Raw genomic sequence first — 17,815 nt, 5'->3', positions numbered from 1 at the left:
ACTATCGGACCTCGACCACAGAGCCCTGCAACCGCTGCAAGGCTTCGTTCACCGGTTGCGGCAGCAATTGGCGCATGCAGTTGTAGTGACCGAAACGGCAAGTGCGCTCAAAGCACGGACTGCACTCCAGGCCCAGGCGCACTACTTCGACCTTATCGGCCAAAGGCGGGGTGAAACCAGGGGAAGTGGAGCCGTACACCGCCACCAATGGGCGGTTCAGCGCGGCGGCGACGTGCATCAGGCCGGAGTCGTTGGACACCACCGAATCGGCGCAGGACAGCAGGTCGATGGCCTCGGCCAGGGACGTGTCACCACTGAGGTTGACCGACTCTTCGCGCAGGCCGGGAATCAGGCGCTGGCGAATATCTTCACCCACCGGGTGATCCTTCTTCGAACCAAACAACCACACCTGCCAACCTTCGCGGATCTTGGCCTCGGCGACCTTGGCGTAGTGTTCCGACGGCCAGCGCTTGGACTCGCCAAACTCGGCCCCTGGGCACAGCGCCAGGACCGGGCGGTCGAGTTGCAGGCCGAACTTGGCCAGGGCGGCGTCGCGGCTGACCGGGTCGATCTGCAGGCTCGGGCGCGGATACGGCTTGGGCAACTCGGCACCCGGCTCATACGCCAGGGCCATGAAACGCTCGATCATCAGCGGGTAGCGGGCTTTGTCCAACCTGCGCACATCATTGAGCAGCACGTAGCGAAACTCGCCGCGCCAGCCGGTGCGTTTGGGGATGCCGGCAAAATACGGCACCAGCGCCGACTTGAGCGAGTTGGGCAACAGGATCGCCTGGTTGTATTCGCCCGCCAGGGATTTACCGATGCGGCGGCGGGTCGCCAACTCCAGGGCACCGTGACCGAGCGGGAAGCTCAAGGCCTTGCGCACCTCGGGCATGCGCTCAAGGATCGGCCGGCTCCACTCAGGGGCGAGCACGTCGATCTGGCAGTCTGGGTAGCGCATGCGCAGGCACTGAAACAGTGTCTGCGCCATCACCATGTCACCGACCCAGCTGGGCCCAACGATCAGAATATTCATGTAGTTTCCACAAACGATGCGGGGAGGCTTATGCCTCCCCGCCTCGATAATGACTATAAGACCGGGTTTGTGTGAACACCGGTTTGTGTGGGAGCGGGTTTGCTCGCGAAGGCATCACCGCGGCCCGATAGACAGACCGCAGCGCCTGCTCCGCGAGCAAGCCCGCTCCCACATAAAGCCGGTTTCCACATCAGATCGGCGTCGCTCAATTCATCAAGTTTCAGCTTAACCCCAGTTCTTTCCAGATTCGCATCACCTGGCGCCGCTCGTCGGCGAACTGATCCCCGGCCACCGTACCGGCCTCGTTTTGCAAGGCCTGGCGGTGCGCGGCGGAACGGTAGGCCTTATACACCTCACGCAGCAGGTGGGCATCGGCGGCGGGCATCAAGCCCACCTGCTCCAGGCCTTCCAGAATGCGGATATTGTCGGTATAGCGCAGCAACGATGGATGTTGCGCAGACCATGCCAAAGCCGCGTATTGCACCATAAATTCAATATCGACGATACCTCCGGCGTCCTGCTTGAGGTCGAACGCCGCCGTGGCTTCGAAGGCATTGGCGCCAGTGCCGGCCGCCGTGGTCTTGGTACCCAGGTTGTCACGCATCTTGGCGCGCATCTCGCTGACCTCCTGGCGCAGCTTCGCCAGATCCCGCTCCCGACCCAACACTTTAGCCCGGACCCGTTCGAACCCATGCCCCACATCCTGGCTACCGACCAGCACCCGCGCACGGATCAATGCCTGGTGTTCCCAGGTCCAGGCTTCATTTTGTTGATAGCGATCAAACGCTCCCAGTGAACTGACCAACAGCCCGGAGGCGCCGGAAGGCCGCAGGCGCATGTCCACTTCATACAGCTGGCCGGAGTTGGTCTGGGTGGTCAGCAGGTGAATGATCCGCTGGCCCAGGCGCGTGAAGAACTGCGCGCCATCAATCGGCTTGGCGCCATCGGTTTCGGCCTGCGGGTCGCCGTCGTGGATAAACACCAGGTCCAAGTCCGAACCATGCCCCAGTTCGATCCCGCCGACTTTCCCGTAACCGACAATAATGAACCCAGGATCGCACAGCGTACCGTCCAACCGCTGCGGCGAGCCGTGGCGCGCGACGGTCTGGCGCCAGGCCAGGGCCAGCACTTGCTCGAGGATGGCCTCGGCGAGCCAGGTCAGGTAGTCGCTGACTTTCATCAGCGGCAAGCTGCCGGCGATTTCAGACGCGGCCACGCGCAAGCGGTGAGCCAACTTGAAGTGACGCAAGGCTTCCATCTGTTGCTCAAGGTCGTCCTCGGGGATGCGCGTCAGGCGCTCGCGCAGCTCAGCCGCAAGCTCCGGCGCCAATGGCGGCTTGAACAAACGGCCTTCGTTAAGCAGTTCATCCAGCAGCAGCGGGAAGCGTGTGATCTGTTCGGCGATCCACGGGCTGGCGGCGCACAGGGTCAACAGGCGACGCAACGCGTCGGGGTTTTCCGTGAGCAGCACCAGATAGGCAGAACGCCGAGCGACCGCTTCCACCAGCGGCAACACACGCTCCAGCACCAGGTCGGGGTTGGCGTGTTCGACAGACTGGGCGAGCAGACGCGGGATAAATGCATCCAGGCGTTCGCGACCCAGGCGCTGCATGGCACGCAGCTGGGGGCTGCTGCGCAGGCCGGCCAACGCTTTGAGCGCCTTGGTCGCGTCAGTGAACCCGCCTTCGGCCAATTGGCGGCAGGCCGCTTCGTCGTCTTGGGATTCTTCCCACAACGGCAACCACTCACCGCCCACTACCAGTTCGCTCTCTTCACCCTCTTCTTCGTCTGGATCGGCAATCACTTGGCGGAAATGCCAATCCACGCGCCCGCGCCAGTACATCAGGCGCTCATGGAACGCGGCCCAGTCGGCGAACCCCAGCATAAAGGCAATGCGCGCCTGATCTTCCGGGTCGTCCGGGAGCATTTGCGTCTGGCGGTCGGCAATCGCCTGGATCGCATGTTCGGTATAACGCAGGAATTCGTAGCCATTGCGCAATTCGGCGATCACCGCCGGCGGCAGGTAACCCTGACCCTCCAGGGTGCCGAGCACCTTGAGCAGCGGCCGCTGTTGCAAGCTGAGGTCGCGGCCGCCATGGATCAGCTGGAAGGCCTGGGCGATAAATTCCACTTCGCGGATACCGCCAGAGCCCAGCTTGATATTCTCGGCCATGCCTTTGCGCCGCACTTCCTGCTGGATCAACTGCTTCATGGTGCGCAGCGCTTCGATGGCGGAGAAGTCCAGATAGCGCCGATAAACGAACGGTCGCAGCATGTCGAGCAGTTGCGCACCCGCCACCTGGTCGCCCGCCACCACCCGCGCCTTGATCATGGCGTAGCGTTCCCAGTCACGACCCTGGTCTTGGTAGTACTGCTCCAGCGCATTGAAGCTGAGCACCAACGCGCCCGCGGAACCGTAGGGGCGCAGGCGCATATCGACGCGGAACACAAAGCCGTCAACCGTCATCGGGTCGAGGGCCTTGATCAGTTTTTGACCAAGGCGGATGAAAAATTCCTGGTTGTCCAGGGAGCGTTTAACACCGACGGTTTCGCCGCCTTCGGGATACGCGAAGATCAGGTCGATATCCGACGACAGGTTCAGCTCCACCGCACCGAGCTTGCCCATGCCGAGGATAACCATGTGCTGCGGCTCGCCGCTGCGCCGGCCGGTAGGCGTGCCGAACTGCGCGCAGTGGCGCTGGTACAGCCACTGGTAGGCCTGGTCGATGCTCGCGTCGGCCATGTCGGAAAGGTCACGGCAGGTTTGCACCAGGCCCGCCTGGCGGGTCAAATCGCGCCAGATGATGCGCACTTGCTGGCGAGTACGCTGGCGACGCAACACACGGCCCAGCTCGTCTTCTGTTTCGGCTTGTTGCACTGCGCCAGCAATTTGCCCGCACAGCTCGCCAGGGGCGAAACCCCGGTCCAGCTCGCCCCAGGCCACCAGCTCGAGCAACATCAAAGGGTCACGAACACTCTGTTCAATGACGAAATCACTGGCGGCGCACACGCGGACGAAATCCGCCCACCGTTGCGGCGTCCACGCAGAAAGTCCATGATCGTCGTCCAGCGCGGCCACGGCGTCACGAAATGACTGCTCGGCCCGCTGGGCTTTTGGCAAGAGAATGGCCGGCAGTTCGGCCATCATTGGAAGGCTCATGGTCTATCCTTGATCAGCGCGTAAATGGCTTGTTGCTGTGGACGTGATACTGGCGCTACATGAAGGACTGTCGAACAAAGGTTATAAATAGCTGAAAATCTATAGTTGTTGGCAGGGAACATTAAACTTCCACCTTTTCTTGTTCGCAAAAGATCAACAATAACGATTATGCTCACCAGCCAGACCGAGCCATACGCTCAGTCTTGTGTAGTTTTACTACTCGTATATACATTCGAAAGGCTGAAATGGCCGACGATTTGTAGTAAAACTACAGGACGCCGAAGCAACCTTCGGCCATCCAAGAATTTATGTCGTCTGCCCACAAGGCCAGTCGCAAACTTCAGGCAACCGATTCTGGTAGCCTTTCCGCCCTGGAGCAAGCCATGCAAGACCTCGATCCCGTCGAAACCCAGGAATGGCTGGACGCCCTGGAATCGGTTCTCGACAAAGAAGGCGAAGACCGTGCTCACTACCTGATGACCCGTATGGGCGAACTCGCGACCCGCAGCGGCTCGCAACTGCCTTACGCCATCACTACGCCATACCGCAACACCATCCCCGTTACCCACGAAGCACGCATGCCTGGCGACCTGTTCATGGAACGCCGCATTCGCTCGCTGGTACGCTGGAACGCCATGGCGATGGTAATGCGCACGAACTTGAAAGATTCTGACCTGGGCGGTCACATCTCCAGCTTCGCTTCCAGTGCAACTCTTTATGACATCGGCTTCAACTACTTCTTCCAGGCCCCGACCGAGGAACACGGCGGCGACCTGATCTACTTCCAGGGCCACACCTCTCCAGGCGTTTACGCCCGTGCGTTCATGGAAGGCCGCATCACCGAAGACCAGATGAACAACTTCCGCCAGGAAGTGGACGGTGGCGGCCTGTCGTCGTACCCGCACCCTTGGCTGATGCCTGATTTCTGGCAGTTCCCGACCGTTTCCATGGGTCTGGGTCCAATCCAAGCGATCTACCAGGCACGCTTCATGAAGTACCTGGAAGCCCGTGGCTTCATCCCTGAAGGCAAACAGAAGGTCTGGTGCTTCCTGGGCGACGGCGAGTGTGACGAGCCGGAATCCCTGGGCGCCATCTCCCTGGCTGGCCGCGAGAAGCTCGACAACCTGATCTTCGTCATTAACTGCAACCTGCAGCGCCTCGACGGCCCGGTTCGCGGTAACGGCAAGATCATCCAGGAACTCGAAGGTGTGTTCCGCGGTGCTCAGTGGAACGTGACCAAAGTCATCTGGGGCCGTTTCTGGGACCCACTGCTGGCCAAGGACGTCGACGGTATCCTGCAACGTCGCATGGACGAAGTCATCGACGGCGAGTACCAGAACTACAAAGCCAAAGACGGCGCATTCGTGCGTGAACACTTCTTCAACACGCCAGAACTCAAGGCGATGGTTGCAGACCTGTCCGACGACGAGATCTGGAAACTCAACCGTGGCGGCCACGACCCGTACAAGGTCTACGCGGCGTACCACGAAGCGGTCAACCACAAAGAACAACCCACCGTCATCCTGGCCAAGACCATCAAGGGTTATGGCACCGGTGCCGGCGAAGCGAAGAACACTGCCCACAACACCAAGAAAGTCGATGTCGACAGCCTGAAGTTGTTCCGCGACCGCTTCGACATTCCGGTCAAGGACGAAGAGCTGGAAAACCTGCCGTTCTTCAAGCCTGAGCCAAACAGCGCCGAAGCCCGCTACCTGAGCGAGCGTCGCACTGCACTGGGCGGTTTCGTGCCACAGCGCCGCGCCAAGAGCTTCAACATCCCGACACCACCGCTGGATACCCTCAAGGCGATCCTGGACGGCTCGGGCGACCGTGAAATCTCCACCACCATGGCCTTCGTGCGGATCCTCGCGCAGCTGGTCAAGGACAAGGAAATCGGTTCGCGCATCGTCCCGATCATCCCGGACGAAGCCCGTACCTTCGGTATGGAAGGCATGTTCCGTCAGTTGGGCATCTACTCCTCCGTCGGCCAGCTCTACGAGCCAGTCGATAAAGACCAGGTGATGTTCTACAAGGAAGACAAGAAGGGCCAGATCCTCGAAGAAGGCATCAACGAAGCGGGCGCCATGAGCTCCTTCATCGCTGCCGGTACTTCGTACTCCAGCCACAACCAGCCGATGCTGCCGTTCTACATCTTCTACTCGATGTTCGGCTTCCAGCGTATTGGCGACCTGGCGTGGGCAGCAGGCGACAGCCGTACCCGTGGCTTCCTGATCGGCGGTACCGCCGGCCGGACTACGTTGAACGGCGAAGGCCTGCAACACGAAGACGGTCACAGCCACATCCTGGCTGCCACCATCCCGAACTGCCGCACCTTTGATCCAACCTACGGCTATGAGCTGGCGGTGATCATCCAGGACGGCATGAAGAAGATGACTGAAGAGCAGCAGGACGTTTTCTACTACATCACCGTGATGAACGAGTCCTACCAGCAACCTGCCATGCCGGCCGGTGTTGAAGAAGGCATCATCAAGGGAATGTACCTGCTCGAAGAAGACACCAAGGAAGCGGCGCACCACGTGCAGCTGATGGGCTCCGGCACCATCCTGCGTGAAGTGCGCGAAGCGGCGAAGATCCTGCGTGAAGAGTTCAACGTCGGCGCTGACGTGTGGAGCGTTACCAGCTTCAACGAGCTGCGTCGCGACGGCCTGGCCGTAGAGCGCAGCAACCGTCTGCACCCAGGCCAGAAGCCTGCGAAGAGCTACGTCGAAGAGTGCCTGGCCGGCCGCAAAGGTCCGGTGATCGCCTCTACCGACTACATGAAGCTGTTTGCTGAACAGATTCGCCAGTGGGTCCCGTCCAAGGAATTCAAAGTCCTGGGCACCGACGGTTTCGGCCGCAGTGACAGCCGCAAGAAGCTGCGTCACTTCTTCGAAGTTGACCGTCACTTCGTGGTGTTGGCAGCCCTGGAAGCCTTGGCTGACCGTGGTGAGATCGAACCCAAGGTGGTGGCTGACGCTATCGTCAAGTTCGGGATCAACCCGGAAAAACGCAACCCACTGGACTGCTGAGGAGATTTTTTGTGAGCGAACTCATTCGCGTACCTGACATCGGCAGCGGTGAAGGTGAAGTAATCGAGCTGTTTGTGAAGGTCGGCGACACCGTCGAAGCCGACCAGAGCATCCTGACCCTGGAGTCGGACAAGGCGAGCATGGAAATCCCTGCTCCCAAGGCCGGCGTGGTCAAAAGCCTGAAAGTGAAGCTGGGCGACCGCCTGAAAGAAGGCGACGAACTGCTGGAACTGGAAATCGAAGGTGCCGCTGATGCGGCCCCTGCTCCGGCGGCTCCTGCTGCCGCGGCTGCACCTGCACCGGCTGAAAAACCTGCTGCCGAGGCCCCTGCGGCCCCGGCGGCTGCCCCTGCCGCCGCCAGCGTTCAGGACATTCATGTCCCGGACATCGGCTCGTCGGGCAAGGCCAAGATCATTGAGCTGCTGGTCAAGGTCGGTGACACTGTCGAAGCCGACCAATCGCTGATCACCCTGGAGTCCGACAAGGCCTCCATGGAAATCCCTTCGCCGGCTGCCGGCGTGGTGAAAAGCATTGCAGTGAAGTTGGAAGATGAAGTCGGCACTGGCGACTTTATCCTCACGTTGGAAGTGCAAGGCGCTGCACAGGCTGCCGCTCCAGCACCGGCCGCTGCTCCAGCCGCCAAAGCTGAAGCTGCACCGGCTGCCGCTGCACCTGCACCTGCTGCAAAAGCCGAGGCCGCACCGGCCCCTGCGGCTGCCGCACCTGCGCCAAGCGGTGCCAAGGTTCACGCCGGTCCAGCCGTGCGTCAATTGGCCCGTGAATTCGGCGTTGAGCTCAATGCCGTATCGGCAACCGGCCCTCACGGCCGCGTGCTGAAGGAAGACGTGCAGGTCTACGTCAAATCCATGATGCAAAAAGCCAAGGAAGCGCCGGCTGCCGGTGGCGCTACCGGTGGTTCGGGCATTCCGCCGATCCGCACCGTGGACTTCAGCCGCTTCGGCGAAACCGAAGAAGTGCCGATGACCCGCCTGATGCAAATCGGCGCGTCGAGCCTGCACGCGAGCTGGCTGAACATCCCGCACGTGACTCAGTTCGACCAGGCCGACATCACCGACCTGGAAGCTTTCCGCGTTGCGCAGAAAGCCGTGGCCGAGAAGGCTGGCGTGAAACTGACCGTGCTGCCACTGCTGCTCAAGGCGTGTGCGCACCTGCTCAAGGAACTGCCGGACTTCAACAGTTCGCTGGCGCCAAGCGGCAAGGCAATCATTCGCAAGAAATACGTACACATCGGCTTTGCCGTCGACACACCGGAAGGCCTGCTGGTACCGGTCATCAAGAACGTCGATCAGAAGAGCCTGCTGCAACTCGCTGCCGAAGCCGCTGCGCTGGCTGCCAAGGCCCGCGACAAGAAGCTCACCGCAGACGACATGCAAGGCGCATGCTTCACCATTTCCAGCCTCGGTCATATTGGCGGCACTGGCTTCACGCCAATCGTCAACGCGCCGGAAGTGGCGATCCTGGGTGTGTCCAAGGCCACTATCCAGCCTGTGTGGGACGGTAAAGCGTTCCAGCCTAAGCTGATGCTGCCGCTGTCGCTGTCCTACGATCACCGCGTGATCAACGGCGCCGCTGCTGCTCGCTTCACGCAGCGCTTGAGCCAACTGCTGAACGACATCCGCACCATCCTGCTGTAAGCCTCAACGGGCCTCCTCCTCACCGAGGGGGCCTGGCTGCACCGATTTCCGAGCGCCACGCTCGTCCCTCAACCCCGCCACTTGGCGGGGCTTTTTTTGCCTGTTCCCCGGCAGGAAGCTGGATAAAGAAGACAGGTTTGTACACCTTCCATCATTCCGATTGAAGAAACCCCTCCCGCGGCCGATAACACCCTTATAGCACTTAGCCTTCATCCTCTCTTGTCAGCCCGCGCCGCATGATGCAACCTTGCCGCAGGCAACAGAAAAGAGGGCGTAAGCCCGGCGCCGTGCGCGTTATTTCAAATGAGTCTGCCCCATGAAAAGCCAACCCGATGTCGCCCGAATGGCGGCCGAGGTAGTGACGCAGTTACCGGTGCCTTCGCGCCTCGGTATGCTGCGTTTCGAGCGGCTGAATGAGGCAAGCTGGGCCCTCCTTTACCTCGACCCCAATTGCGAGCGCCAATTCGGTGTGTCGGCCGTTGAGCTGTGTGCCCTGCTCGGCACGCCCTACGCCAGCCTGATGGAACCCCAGGCGCGCTATGAACTGCACGACACCATCCAGCAGCAACTGGCCCTGAGCCCTCACTACTTGGTGCGCTATACCCTGCATACCAATGATGGCCCGCTGAGCCTGCTGGAAATGGGCGAAGCCTTTAAACAACACAATCGCCACCTGCTGCGCGGCTACCTGATGGTGGTCGACGGCCTGTTCAGTGAACTCCCCGCTGCCGTGCCCACGGCAGACCTGGAAAACCAGAACAGCCGCCTGCAGATCGCCCTGGAGCTCAACCAGCGCGCCCAACAGGAACAGTTGCAACACCTGGAGCGGGTGCGTGCCCAGCAGGAGTTGATCCTGCTGCTGGCCCGCCAACGCTACACCACCAATAATTCGTTGCAAGAAGCCGCTGAGCTGATCACCCGCAGCGCCTGCGATATCTACCAGATCGACTGCGCCAGCATCTGGAACCTCGAAGGCCAACGCCTGGTGCCCATCTCGGCCTACCACCGCGACCACCAGCAGCACCACCTGCCCGGCTCCATTGACGCAAGCTGCTTCCCGGATTACCTCGAAGCCCTGCACACCAGCCGCGCCATTGACGCCACCAACGCCTTGCGCGACCCGCGTACCTGGGAAATGGCCGAGAACAAAGACATTAACGCCATGCTCGACGCGAGCATCCGCGTCGATGGCCAGGTCGTCGGCGTTTTGTGCCTGGAACAAAGCAGCTGCACGCGCGCCTGGCAGGCCGATGAAATTGCCTTTGCCGGCGAACTGGCCGATCAGTTCGCGCAAGTCATCAACAACCACAACCGCCGCACTGCCACCAGTGCCCTGCACTTGTTCCAGCGTGCAGTGGAACAAAGCGCCAACGCGTTTTTGCTGGTCAACTGCGACGGCGTGGTGGAGTACGTCAACCCGAGCTTTACCGCGATCACCCAGTACAGCGCCGAAGAAGTCCACGGCCACCGCCTGGCCGAATTGCCGGCGCTGGAAAACTTCAGCGAATTACTGTTCGACGCACCGTCGAGCCTGGCCAAGAGCAACAGCTGGCAGGGCGAATTCAAAAGCCGGCGTAAAAACCTCGAACCCTACTGGGGCCAACTGTCAATTTCCAAGGTCTATGGCGATAACCGTGAGCTGACGCACTACATCGGCATCTACGAAGACATCACCCAGACCAAGCTGGCCCAGCAGCGCATCGAGCGCTTGGCCTACACCGACAACTTGACCAACCTGGGCAACCGCCCCTCGTTTATCCGCAACCTGGATGAACGCTTTGCACGTGACAGCGACAGCCCGATCAGCCTGTTACTGGTGGACATCGATAACTTCAAGCGAATCAACGACAGCCTTGGCCACCAGACCGGTGACAAACTGTTGATCAGCCTGGCGCGCCGCCTGCGCAACAGCCTGAGCGCCAGCGGCAGCCTGGCGCGCTTTGCCAGTAACGAGTTTGCAGTGCTGCTCGACGACATCGATTTGGAGACCGGCCAGCAGGTCGCCAGCCAACTGCTCGCGACCCTCGACAAACCGATGTTCGTCGATAATCAGTTGATCAGCGTCACCGGCTCCGTGGGCCTCGCCTGCGCGCCGCTGCATGGCCGCGATCCGCAAACCCTGATGCGCAACGCCGGCCTGGCGCTGCACAAAGCCAAGGCCAACGGCAAACACCAGGTGCAAGTGTTTACCGAAGCCCTGAATGCCGAAGCCAGCTACAAACTGTTCGTGGAAAACAACCTGCGCCGCGCCCTTACCCAGAACGAGTTGGATGTGTTCTACCAACCCAAGCTGTGCCTGCGTAGCGGTCGCCTATTGGGCATGGAGGCGCTGCTGCGCTGGAACCACCCGGAAAAGGGCATGATCCGTCCCGACCAGTTCATCAGCGTGGCTGAAGAAACCGGGCTGATCATTCCCATCGGCAAATGGATTGCGCGCCAGGCCTGCCGCATGAGCAAGCAACTGAGTGCCGCCGGCATGGGCAATCTGCAGGTGGCGATCAACCTGTCGCCCAAGCAGTTCTCTGACCCGGACCTGGTCGCGTCGATTGCCACGATCCTCAAGGAAGAACAACTACCGGCCAACCTTCTGGAGCTGGAGCTGACCGAAGGTTTGCTATTGGAAGCCACCGAAGACACGCGCTTGCAACTCGATCAGCTGAAAAGCTTTGGCCTGACACTGGCCATGGATGACTTCGGCACCGGTTACTCGTCGCTGAGCTACTTGAAAAAATTCCCCATCGACATCATCAAGATTGATCGCAGCTTTATCCACGAAATCCCGGATAACCAGGACGACATGGAAATCACCTCGGCGGTGATCGCCATGGCCCACAACCTCAAGCTCAAGGTCGTGGCCGAGGGCATTGAGACGGCCAAGCAACTGGCGTTCCTGCGCCGGCACCGTTGCGATGTCGGCCAGGGCTACCTGTTTGACCGGCCGATCCCCGGCGCAGAGCTGCTCGAGAAGCTCAAACGCTATCCGCGCGGGCCAATCGCCTGACAGCGCTGTAACACTCGGGCACACTGGCGGTCTGACTTCTTATCCAATTCAACCTGACTGAGAGGACTGATCATGGTCTTGCGCTCGGAAATTATGGTGAACAAAAACGTGCTGCCTACTCAAGAACAAGCTTTGCCTGGTCGTGAAACCCCAATGACGCTGCCAGAGACTCATTTCGTCAACGGCAACCCGCTGCTGGGCCCGTTCCTCGATGACGTCGGTTTTGCGATCTTCGGCCTGGGTTGTTTCTGGGGCGCCGAGCGCAAGTTCTGGGAGCGCGATGGCGTGGTCAGCACCGTGGTGGGTTACGCCGGCGGCTACACGCCGAACCCGACCTATGAAGAAGTATGCTCAGGCCTGACCGGCCACAGCGAAGTAGTGCTGGTGGTGTATGACCAAGCCAAAGTGAAATATGAAGACCTGCTGAAGATGTTCTGGGAACTGCACAACCCAACCCAGGGCATGCGTCAGGGGAATGATATTGGCAGCCAGTACCGCTCGGTGATCTATGCGACCACGCCGGAGCAGTTGGCGGCGGCGCAAGCCAGTGCTGATGCCTATCAGGCTGAATTGACCAAGGCCGGCCTGGGTGAGATCACGACGGAAATCGAAGAAGCGCCGACGGTGTACTTCGCCGAGACGTATCACCAGCAGTACCTGGCGAAGAACCCGCAGGGCTACTGCGGGATTGGCGGCACAGGCGTGAGCTGTCCGATCTGAAGATCGGAGCTGCAAGTTTCAAGATGTAAGCTGCAAGTAAAAGCAGCAACCACCACTTACAGCTTGAAACTTGCAGCATTCATTCAGCAATAAGCCAATCCATCTGCCACCCGCCCTGGGTCTGCCCAAGCTTCTTCGACAACCACGGCAGCAGCTCACGCAGTTCCTCTTCCAGACCCCACGGCGGGTTGGCGATTGCCAGGCCCGAGCCGGTCAGGGTGTTGGGCGTGTCCAGCGGATGCACCAGCAACTCCACACGCAACAACTTCGGCGCACCGGTGCCGGCCAGGTCCTGGTAGAAACGGCGCAACAGGCGTTGGTCCTTCACCGGGTACCAGATGGCCGCGACGGTCTGACGCAGGCGGCTCACAGCTTCCTTGAGGGACGCCGCGCAACGTTGCATCTCGTCGAGCTTCTCGAACGGCGGATCAATCAGCATCAGCGCACGCTTTTCCGGCACCGGCAGCAAGGCACGTGGCACATGCCAGCCTTCGCCCAAGTGCACCTTGACCCGGCGATCACCTTTCATGTTGTCCTTGAGCAGCAGACCGTCTTCCGGATGCTTTTCATTGAGCAGTACGCGGTCCTGTGGACGCGTGAGGCGCCGCGCCAGCTCCGGTGAGCCCGGGTAGTAGCGCAACTCGCCATCCGGGTTCATCTCATGCAACACACGCATGTAATCGGCGGTCAGCGGCGGCAGGTCACTTTCGCCCCACAGGCGCGCGATGCCTTCCAGGTATTCACCGGTGCGGTTGGCCTGGTCGCCCTGCAGGTCGTACAGACCAATGCCGGCGTGAGTGTCGAGGTAGGCGAACGGCTGCTCCTTGCGCGACATCAGGGCGATGAGGCGGGTCAAGGTCAGGTGTTTGAAGACATCGGCGTGGTTGCCGGCGTGAAAGGCGTGACGATAATTCATGGTTGCTCCTGCGCAGGGGGCGAAGTTTACCTTTTACGGGCGCAAAGGTGCAGGGCGGTGTGCCGGGCGGTGCTTATGTCAAAAGCACAGACGTTATGCCGAAAATGATCTAGCGGGTTATGTGGGGGCGGGCTTGCCCGCGATGCCGGCGCTGCGGTATTACCAAGTACCGCGATGATGCTATCGCAGGCAAGCCAGCTCCCACCTTGCAGGGGGCGCCCACAGAGTCCAGGGAGGTCAATAATTTTCATGAAAGACGCCACCATCGCATTGCACCACGGCTTCAAGTCCGACCCAACCACCAAGGCCGTCGCCGTACCGATCTACCAGAACGTCGCGTTCGAATTCGATAACGCCCAGCACGGCGCCGATCTGTTCAACCTGGACGTGACTGGCAATATCTACACGCGAATCATGAACCCCACCAATGACGTGCTGGAGCAGCGTATCGCCGCCCTTGAAGGCGGTATCGCCGCCCTGGCCGTGTCGGCCGGCAGCGCCGCAATCCACTACGCGATCCAGACCCTCACCCGGGCCGGCGACAATATCGTCACCACCCCGCAACTCTACGGCGGCACTTACACCCTGTTCGCACACTTGCTGCCAAGCTTTGGCGTCGACGTGCGTTTCGCCCGCAACGACTCCGCCGACGCCATCGCCGAACTGATCGATGACAACACCAAGCTGGTGTACTGCGAAAGCATCGGCAACCCAGCCGGCAATATCATCGACCTGGAAGCCTTGGCCAAGGTGGCCCACGCCCGAGGCGTGCCGCTGATGGTGGATAACACCGTGGCCACGCCGATCCTGTGCAAACCGATCCAGTTCGGTGCCGATATCGTGGTGCACTCGGTGACCAAGTACATCGGTGGCCACGGCAATTCCCTGGGCGGTGTGATCGTCGACAGTGGCTCCTTCCCCTGGACCGACTACCCAGAGAAATTCCCCGGCCTCAACACCCCGGAGCCCGCGTATCACGGCGTGGTCTACACGGAAAAATTCGGCCCTGCCGCCTTCATCGCCCGCGCCCGCACCGTACCGCTGCGTAACACCGGCGCGGCGCTGGCCCCCATGAACGCCTTTCTCCTGCTGCAAGGCCTGGAAACCCTGGCCTTGCGCATGGAACGCCATACCGAAAACGCCCTGAAAGTTGCGCAATTTCTGCAAGACCACGCGGATGTCGAGTGGGTCAGCTACGCCGGCCTGCCAGACCATCCCCATCACGTATTGGCGCAGAAATATATGCAGGGTAAACCGTCGGCGATCCTGTCGTTTGGCCTGAAGGGTGGTTACGAGGCCGGTGTGCGCTTCTACGACGCGCTGCAAATCTTCAAGCGTTTGGTAAATATCGGCGATGCCAAATCCCTGGCCTGTCACCCCGCCTCTACCACCCATCGGCAGATGAACGAGCAGGAACAAGCCAAGGCCGGCGTGAAGCCGGAGATGATTCGCCTGTCAGTCGGTATCGAGGCGATTGAAGACCTGATCGAAGATCTGCAGCAGGCACTGGGTTCAACTCAGCTCTGAGGCCAGATAGTCGGCCAGCGCCTGATGGCTGACATCCGGACCGCGCGAGAAGTAGACGACCTTGTGCTGCAAGGTCGTCGGCGTGAACGCGGTGTAGAGGTCGGGGCGCTGCTCTTCCAGCCACTGCAGCAAGTTGCCGATAAGAGTCTGCGGCGATTGCCCGGCCAGGTGTTCCAATAACGGTGAAGGCACCCGCCACCACGGGCTGGCTTTAGCCGCCGTGACCGGGCCAGTCCCAACGGTCAGCGACTGGCCATTGATCAGGTAATGCTGGAATACCGGCAACACCTCGCCACCCACTTGCTGGAGGATGGGTAGCATCTGATCGCCATCCCATAAACGCAAAAACACCTCCTGGCCATCGGGCAGGTACACCTTGGTCAAGCCTTGAAGATGTGCCACCACCCTTTCCAACGAGCTCAACGATATGGCCAGCCACCCCCAATCCGTTGCGTCAGTGGAGGCGGCCCAATCGAGGAAAGGGCTGCCCGGTTCGACGATACCCACGTAGGGCATTACCTCTTCCCATTTCGCGTAGGCGGTGCCAGCCCAAATGGGTTGCAGTGGGGCGCCGACGGCAAGCGCTTTCCAAGCCTCCAAGGGCTTGGCGTCGCTGGCAGCACCCAGTACCGCGAAGAGCTGTTCACCAGCAAGCAAGGGTTGATGCATCGACGTAAATTCCTTTTAAAGTGGAGGTCAGGTGAGATCACACTGGCCGTTTTTACAACGCTCACACTCTTCGCAAAACGGCGCGCTGCGCTTCAGACTGGCGATTTGCACACGACTCAGCGGTGCAGGAATCACGGCCAGCAACTTCTCTTTCACGCCAGGAATCAACGGCGCGGATGTCGGAACGGCGGAGCCGCCGAGCTGAATCGGTACGCTGCTGAAAATTCCGCCCGCAGACAGGGTGATCGACTGCCCACCCGCCTGAATCGTGACGGTCGCGCCCGCATCAATGACAACGCTTTGCCCTGCCCCCATCTGGATGGTCTGCCCGGCGCGCACCTGCTGCGAGCCGCCAACCACCAGATGGTCGTCCTGCTTGAGGTCGGTCACGCGGTTGCCATGGGTTATGCGCTGCTCTTCGCCTTGCTGTTCATGGTGCGACTCACCGCCCACCTTCACCCGATGGTCATGCAGCACATGCTGCGTCCAATCACGCTGGGCACGCAGGTAGATTTCCTCGGCCCCCTTGCGATCTTCAATGCGTAGCTCGTTGTAGCCCCCCCCACCTGGGCTGCTCTGGCTGCGGAAAATGCTGCGGGTCTTGTCCGCCGGCAGGTCGAGGGGCAGCTGTGTTGCGGCGTTTGCCAGGCAGCCCACCACCAGTGGCATGTCCAGGTCGCCATTGACGAAGCCCACCAGCACTTCCATGCCGACTCGCGGGATCACGACCGAGCCATAACGATCATGCGCCCAGGCGCTGGCAACCCGCAGCCAGCAACTAGAATGGTCGTTATGCTCTGCGGCACGATCCCACGCCAACTGCACCTTGACCCGGCCGTATTCATCACAATGAATTTCACTGTCGACGGGGCCGGTCACCGTTGCGTTTTGATAGCCAGCAATGCTCGGGCGAGGCTGCTCTGGCATTGGCGGCCGGAAAATCACATCCCACGGGGCGGCGGCGAATTCGTTGCGATAGCCCTGGCGAAAATCCCCGCCCGACACCTCGGTTACAAGCTCTTCCAGTACCTGGGGCTGCTTGCCCTCATGGGTTACTTTCGTCACCAGCCACAAGGCGTTCCAGTCTTCGCGCGGGTGACCGGCGAGCCTGAGGAACCGTCCGCTGACCAGAGCAGGTTCATCACCACTGCCACAGGCGACACGATAGTCGCTGCGATGACGCTCCAGGCCACGCTGTGCGAGGTATTTGCCATAGGCACGGTCGCTGAAGTGGCCGGGGTAATCCTGCGCTTCGAGCTTGGGTAACTGCTCGCCAGACACCGCGCTTTCCAGTGCCAGGCTGGGTTTGCGAAAGTCATAGTCGCGCAGGTTGATTGCCGTGGCGCGGGTCTGCACCTGCACCGTAAACCGCTTGATCGCCGGGGTGTCCGCGACCATCCCGGAACCGGGAGTGTAAGGAGTAGGCTGATCCGCCTGGACAAAAACCGTCTGGTCATCGCCAAATACCAGCACATGCGCCTCGGCCGAATGCTGGAAGTGATAGTGAATACCCAACTCGGCACAAAGCCGCTGAATGAAGGCCAGATCAGTTTCGCCAAACTGCACGCAATACTCGCGCTCGGGGTAGGTGCCGCTGAGCCGGAACTCGAAGCGGTCGCTCTGGATCCCCTGCCCCTCCAGCACCTGCGCAACAATCTGCGGTACTGTCTTGTGCTGGAAAATACGCTGGTGACTGCTGTGCGCCAGATAGGCGAGCTGCGGTACAAGCGTCATTTGATAACGCGTCAGTCGGCGCCCTGAATCACCTTGCGCCACTCGGTGAACCAGACCATGAACGCCATGGCCACGATCATCAAATCCGAGATACACCGGGTGATGCAGCAGACTTTCCAGGTCGAGATCGGGCTGCTCGGCGACCAGTTCGAGTTCAAAACGGTAGGGTTGGCTGATGGACTCAACACCCATGAACTCGAACACCTTGAGTTCACTGGGCTCCCCATCGAGGGTCAGCGTGAAGGCACTTTGATTGGCAGGAGCGAACATCCGGTGTTTCTCTGCGAGGGATAGGTGGCAGATTCTGCACCACCGCTTCACCTTGCTGAGCACACCCCAAACAAATCAGTAAAACCCTACACGCACGC

General features: G+C 60.6%; 10 protein-coding genes. 5 read left to right on the top strand and 5 right to left on the bottom strand.

From position 1 onward, the window contains the following. Position 1 precedes the first annotated feature (1 nt). Both waaF and glnE read right to left on the bottom strand, forming a co-directional pair. The gene (waaF, locus tag AACY08_RS09935) at positions 2 to 1,036 is read right to left on the bottom strand and encodes a lipopolysaccharide heptosyltransferase II (RefSeq protein WP_339469265.1); all 1,035 of its coding nucleotides are present in this window, start codon (positions 1,034 to 1,036) and stop codon (positions 2 to 4) included. A 220-nt stretch (positions 1,037 to 1,256) separates the two neighbouring features. Next, complete coding sequence (gene glnE, locus AACY08_RS09930) at positions 1,257 to 4,196, bottom strand: bifunctional [glutamate--ammonia ligase]-adenylyl-L-tyrosine phosphorylase/[glutamate--ammonia-ligase] adenylyltransferase (protein WP_339469263.1); 2,940 nt, start codon at positions 4,194 to 4,196, stop codon at positions 1,257 to 1,259. 383 nt (positions 4,197 to 4,579) lie between these two features. Between glnE and aceE the strand changes: the two genes are divergently transcribed. The 4 genes from aceE (at position 4,580) to msrA (ending at position 12,601) form a co-directional block, all read left to right on the top strand. After that, a complete protein-coding gene (gene aceE / locus AACY08_RS09925) occupies positions 4,580 to 7,225 on the top strand; it encodes a pyruvate dehydrogenase (acetyl-transferring), homodimeric type (RefSeq protein WP_339415598.1) in 2,646 nt (881 codons plus the stop codon). A gap of 11 nt (positions 7,226 to 7,236) precedes the next feature. Next, entirely contained in the window at positions 7,237 to 8,880 is a 1,644-nt protein-coding gene (gene aceF / locus AACY08_RS09920) for a dihydrolipoyllysine-residue acetyltransferase (RefSeq protein WP_339469262.1), read from the top strand. Between the two features lie 316 nt (positions 8,881 to 9,196). After that, the gene (locus AACY08_RS09915) at positions 9,197 to 11,881 is read left to right on the top strand and encodes a putative bifunctional diguanylate cyclase/phosphodiesterase (protein ID WP_339469260.1); all 2,685 of its coding nucleotides are present in this window, start codon (positions 9,197 to 9,199) and stop codon (positions 11,879 to 11,881) included. A gap of 72 nt (positions 11,882 to 11,953) precedes the next feature. Then, entirely contained in the window at positions 11,954 to 12,601 is a 648-nt protein-coding gene (gene msrA / locus AACY08_RS09910) for a peptide-methionine (S)-S-oxide reductase MsrA (protein WP_339469258.1), read from the top strand. Between the two features lie 79 nt (positions 12,602 to 12,680). Here the strand turns inward: msrA and AACY08_RS09905 are convergent, their stop codons facing one another. Further along, complete coding sequence (locus AACY08_RS09905; RefSeq protein WP_339469257.1) at positions 12,681 to 13,517, bottom strand: 23S rRNA (adenine(2030)-N(6))-methyltransferase RlmJ; 837 nt, start codon at positions 13,515 to 13,517, stop codon at positions 12,681 to 12,683. A 249-nt stretch (positions 13,518 to 13,766) separates the two neighbouring features. Between AACY08_RS09905 and AACY08_RS09900 the strand changes: the two genes are divergently transcribed. Beyond that, entirely contained in the window at positions 13,767 to 15,044 is a 1,278-nt protein-coding gene (locus AACY08_RS09900; RefSeq protein ID WP_339469255.1) for an O-acetylhomoserine aminocarboxypropyltransferase/cysteine synthase family protein, read from the top strand. Here AACY08_RS09900 and AACY08_RS09895 read toward each other — a convergent pair. Continuing rightward, a complete protein-coding gene (locus tag AACY08_RS09895) occupies positions 15,030 to 15,713 on the bottom strand; it encodes a DUF4123 domain-containing protein (protein ID WP_339469254.1) in 684 nt (227 codons plus the stop codon). The genes AACY08_RS09900 and AACY08_RS09895 overlap by 15 nt on opposite strands. A gap of 27 nt (positions 15,714 to 15,740) precedes the next feature. After that, positions 15,741 to 17,717 carry a type VI secretion system Vgr family protein gene (locus AACY08_RS09890; RefSeq protein WP_339469253.1) on the bottom strand — a complete coding sequence of 659 codons (1,977 nt, stop codon included), beginning with the start codon at positions 17,715 to 17,717 and terminating at the stop codon, positions 15,741 to 15,743. Positions 17,718 to 17,815: the final 98 nt, after the last annotated feature.

The organism is Pseudomonas sp. EL_65y_Pfl1_R83, from assembly GCF_963970695.1.
Lineage (GTDB): Bacteria > Pseudomonadota > Gammaproteobacteria > Pseudomonadales > Pseudomonadaceae > Aquipseudomonas > Aquipseudomonas tritici.
This window is presented reverse-complemented; position numbering and strand designations above follow the sequence as displayed.

Bases quoted from the DNA above. Each gene is read 5' to 3' on its own strand.
- AACY08_RS09890 (WP_339469253.1), bottom strand. From the start codon at position 17,717: ATGTTCGCTCCTGCCAATCAAAGTGCCTTCACGCTGACCCTCGATGGG.
- msrA (WP_339469258.1), top strand. From the start codon at position 11,954: ATGGTCTTGCGCTCGGAAATTATGGTGAACAAAAACGTGCTGCCTACT.
- glnE (WP_339469263.1), bottom strand. From the start codon at position 4,196: ATGAGCCTTCCAATGATGGCCGAACTGCCGGCCATTCTCTTGCCAAAA.
- AACY08_RS09895 (WP_339469254.1), bottom strand. From the start codon at position 15,713: ATGCATCAACCCTTGCTTGCTGGTGAACAGCTCTTCGCGGTACTGGGT.
- aceE (WP_339415598.1), top strand. From the start codon at position 4,580: ATGCAAGACCTCGATCCCGTCGAAACCCAGGAATGGCTGGACGCCCTG.
- AACY08_RS09915 (WP_339469260.1), top strand. From the start codon at position 9,197: ATGAAAAGCCAACCCGATGTCGCCCGAATGGCGGCCGAGGTAGTGACG.
- AACY08_RS09900 (WP_339469255.1), top strand. From the start codon at position 13,767: ATGAAAGACGCCACCATCGCATTGCACCACGGCTTCAAGTCCGACCCA.
- AACY08_RS09905 (WP_339469257.1), bottom strand. From the start codon at position 13,517: ATGAATTATCGTCACGCCTTTCACGCCGGCAACCACGCCGATGTCTTC.
- waaF (WP_339469265.1), bottom strand. From the start codon at position 1,036: ATGAATATTCTGATCGTTGGGCCCAGCTGGGTCGGTGACATGGTGATG.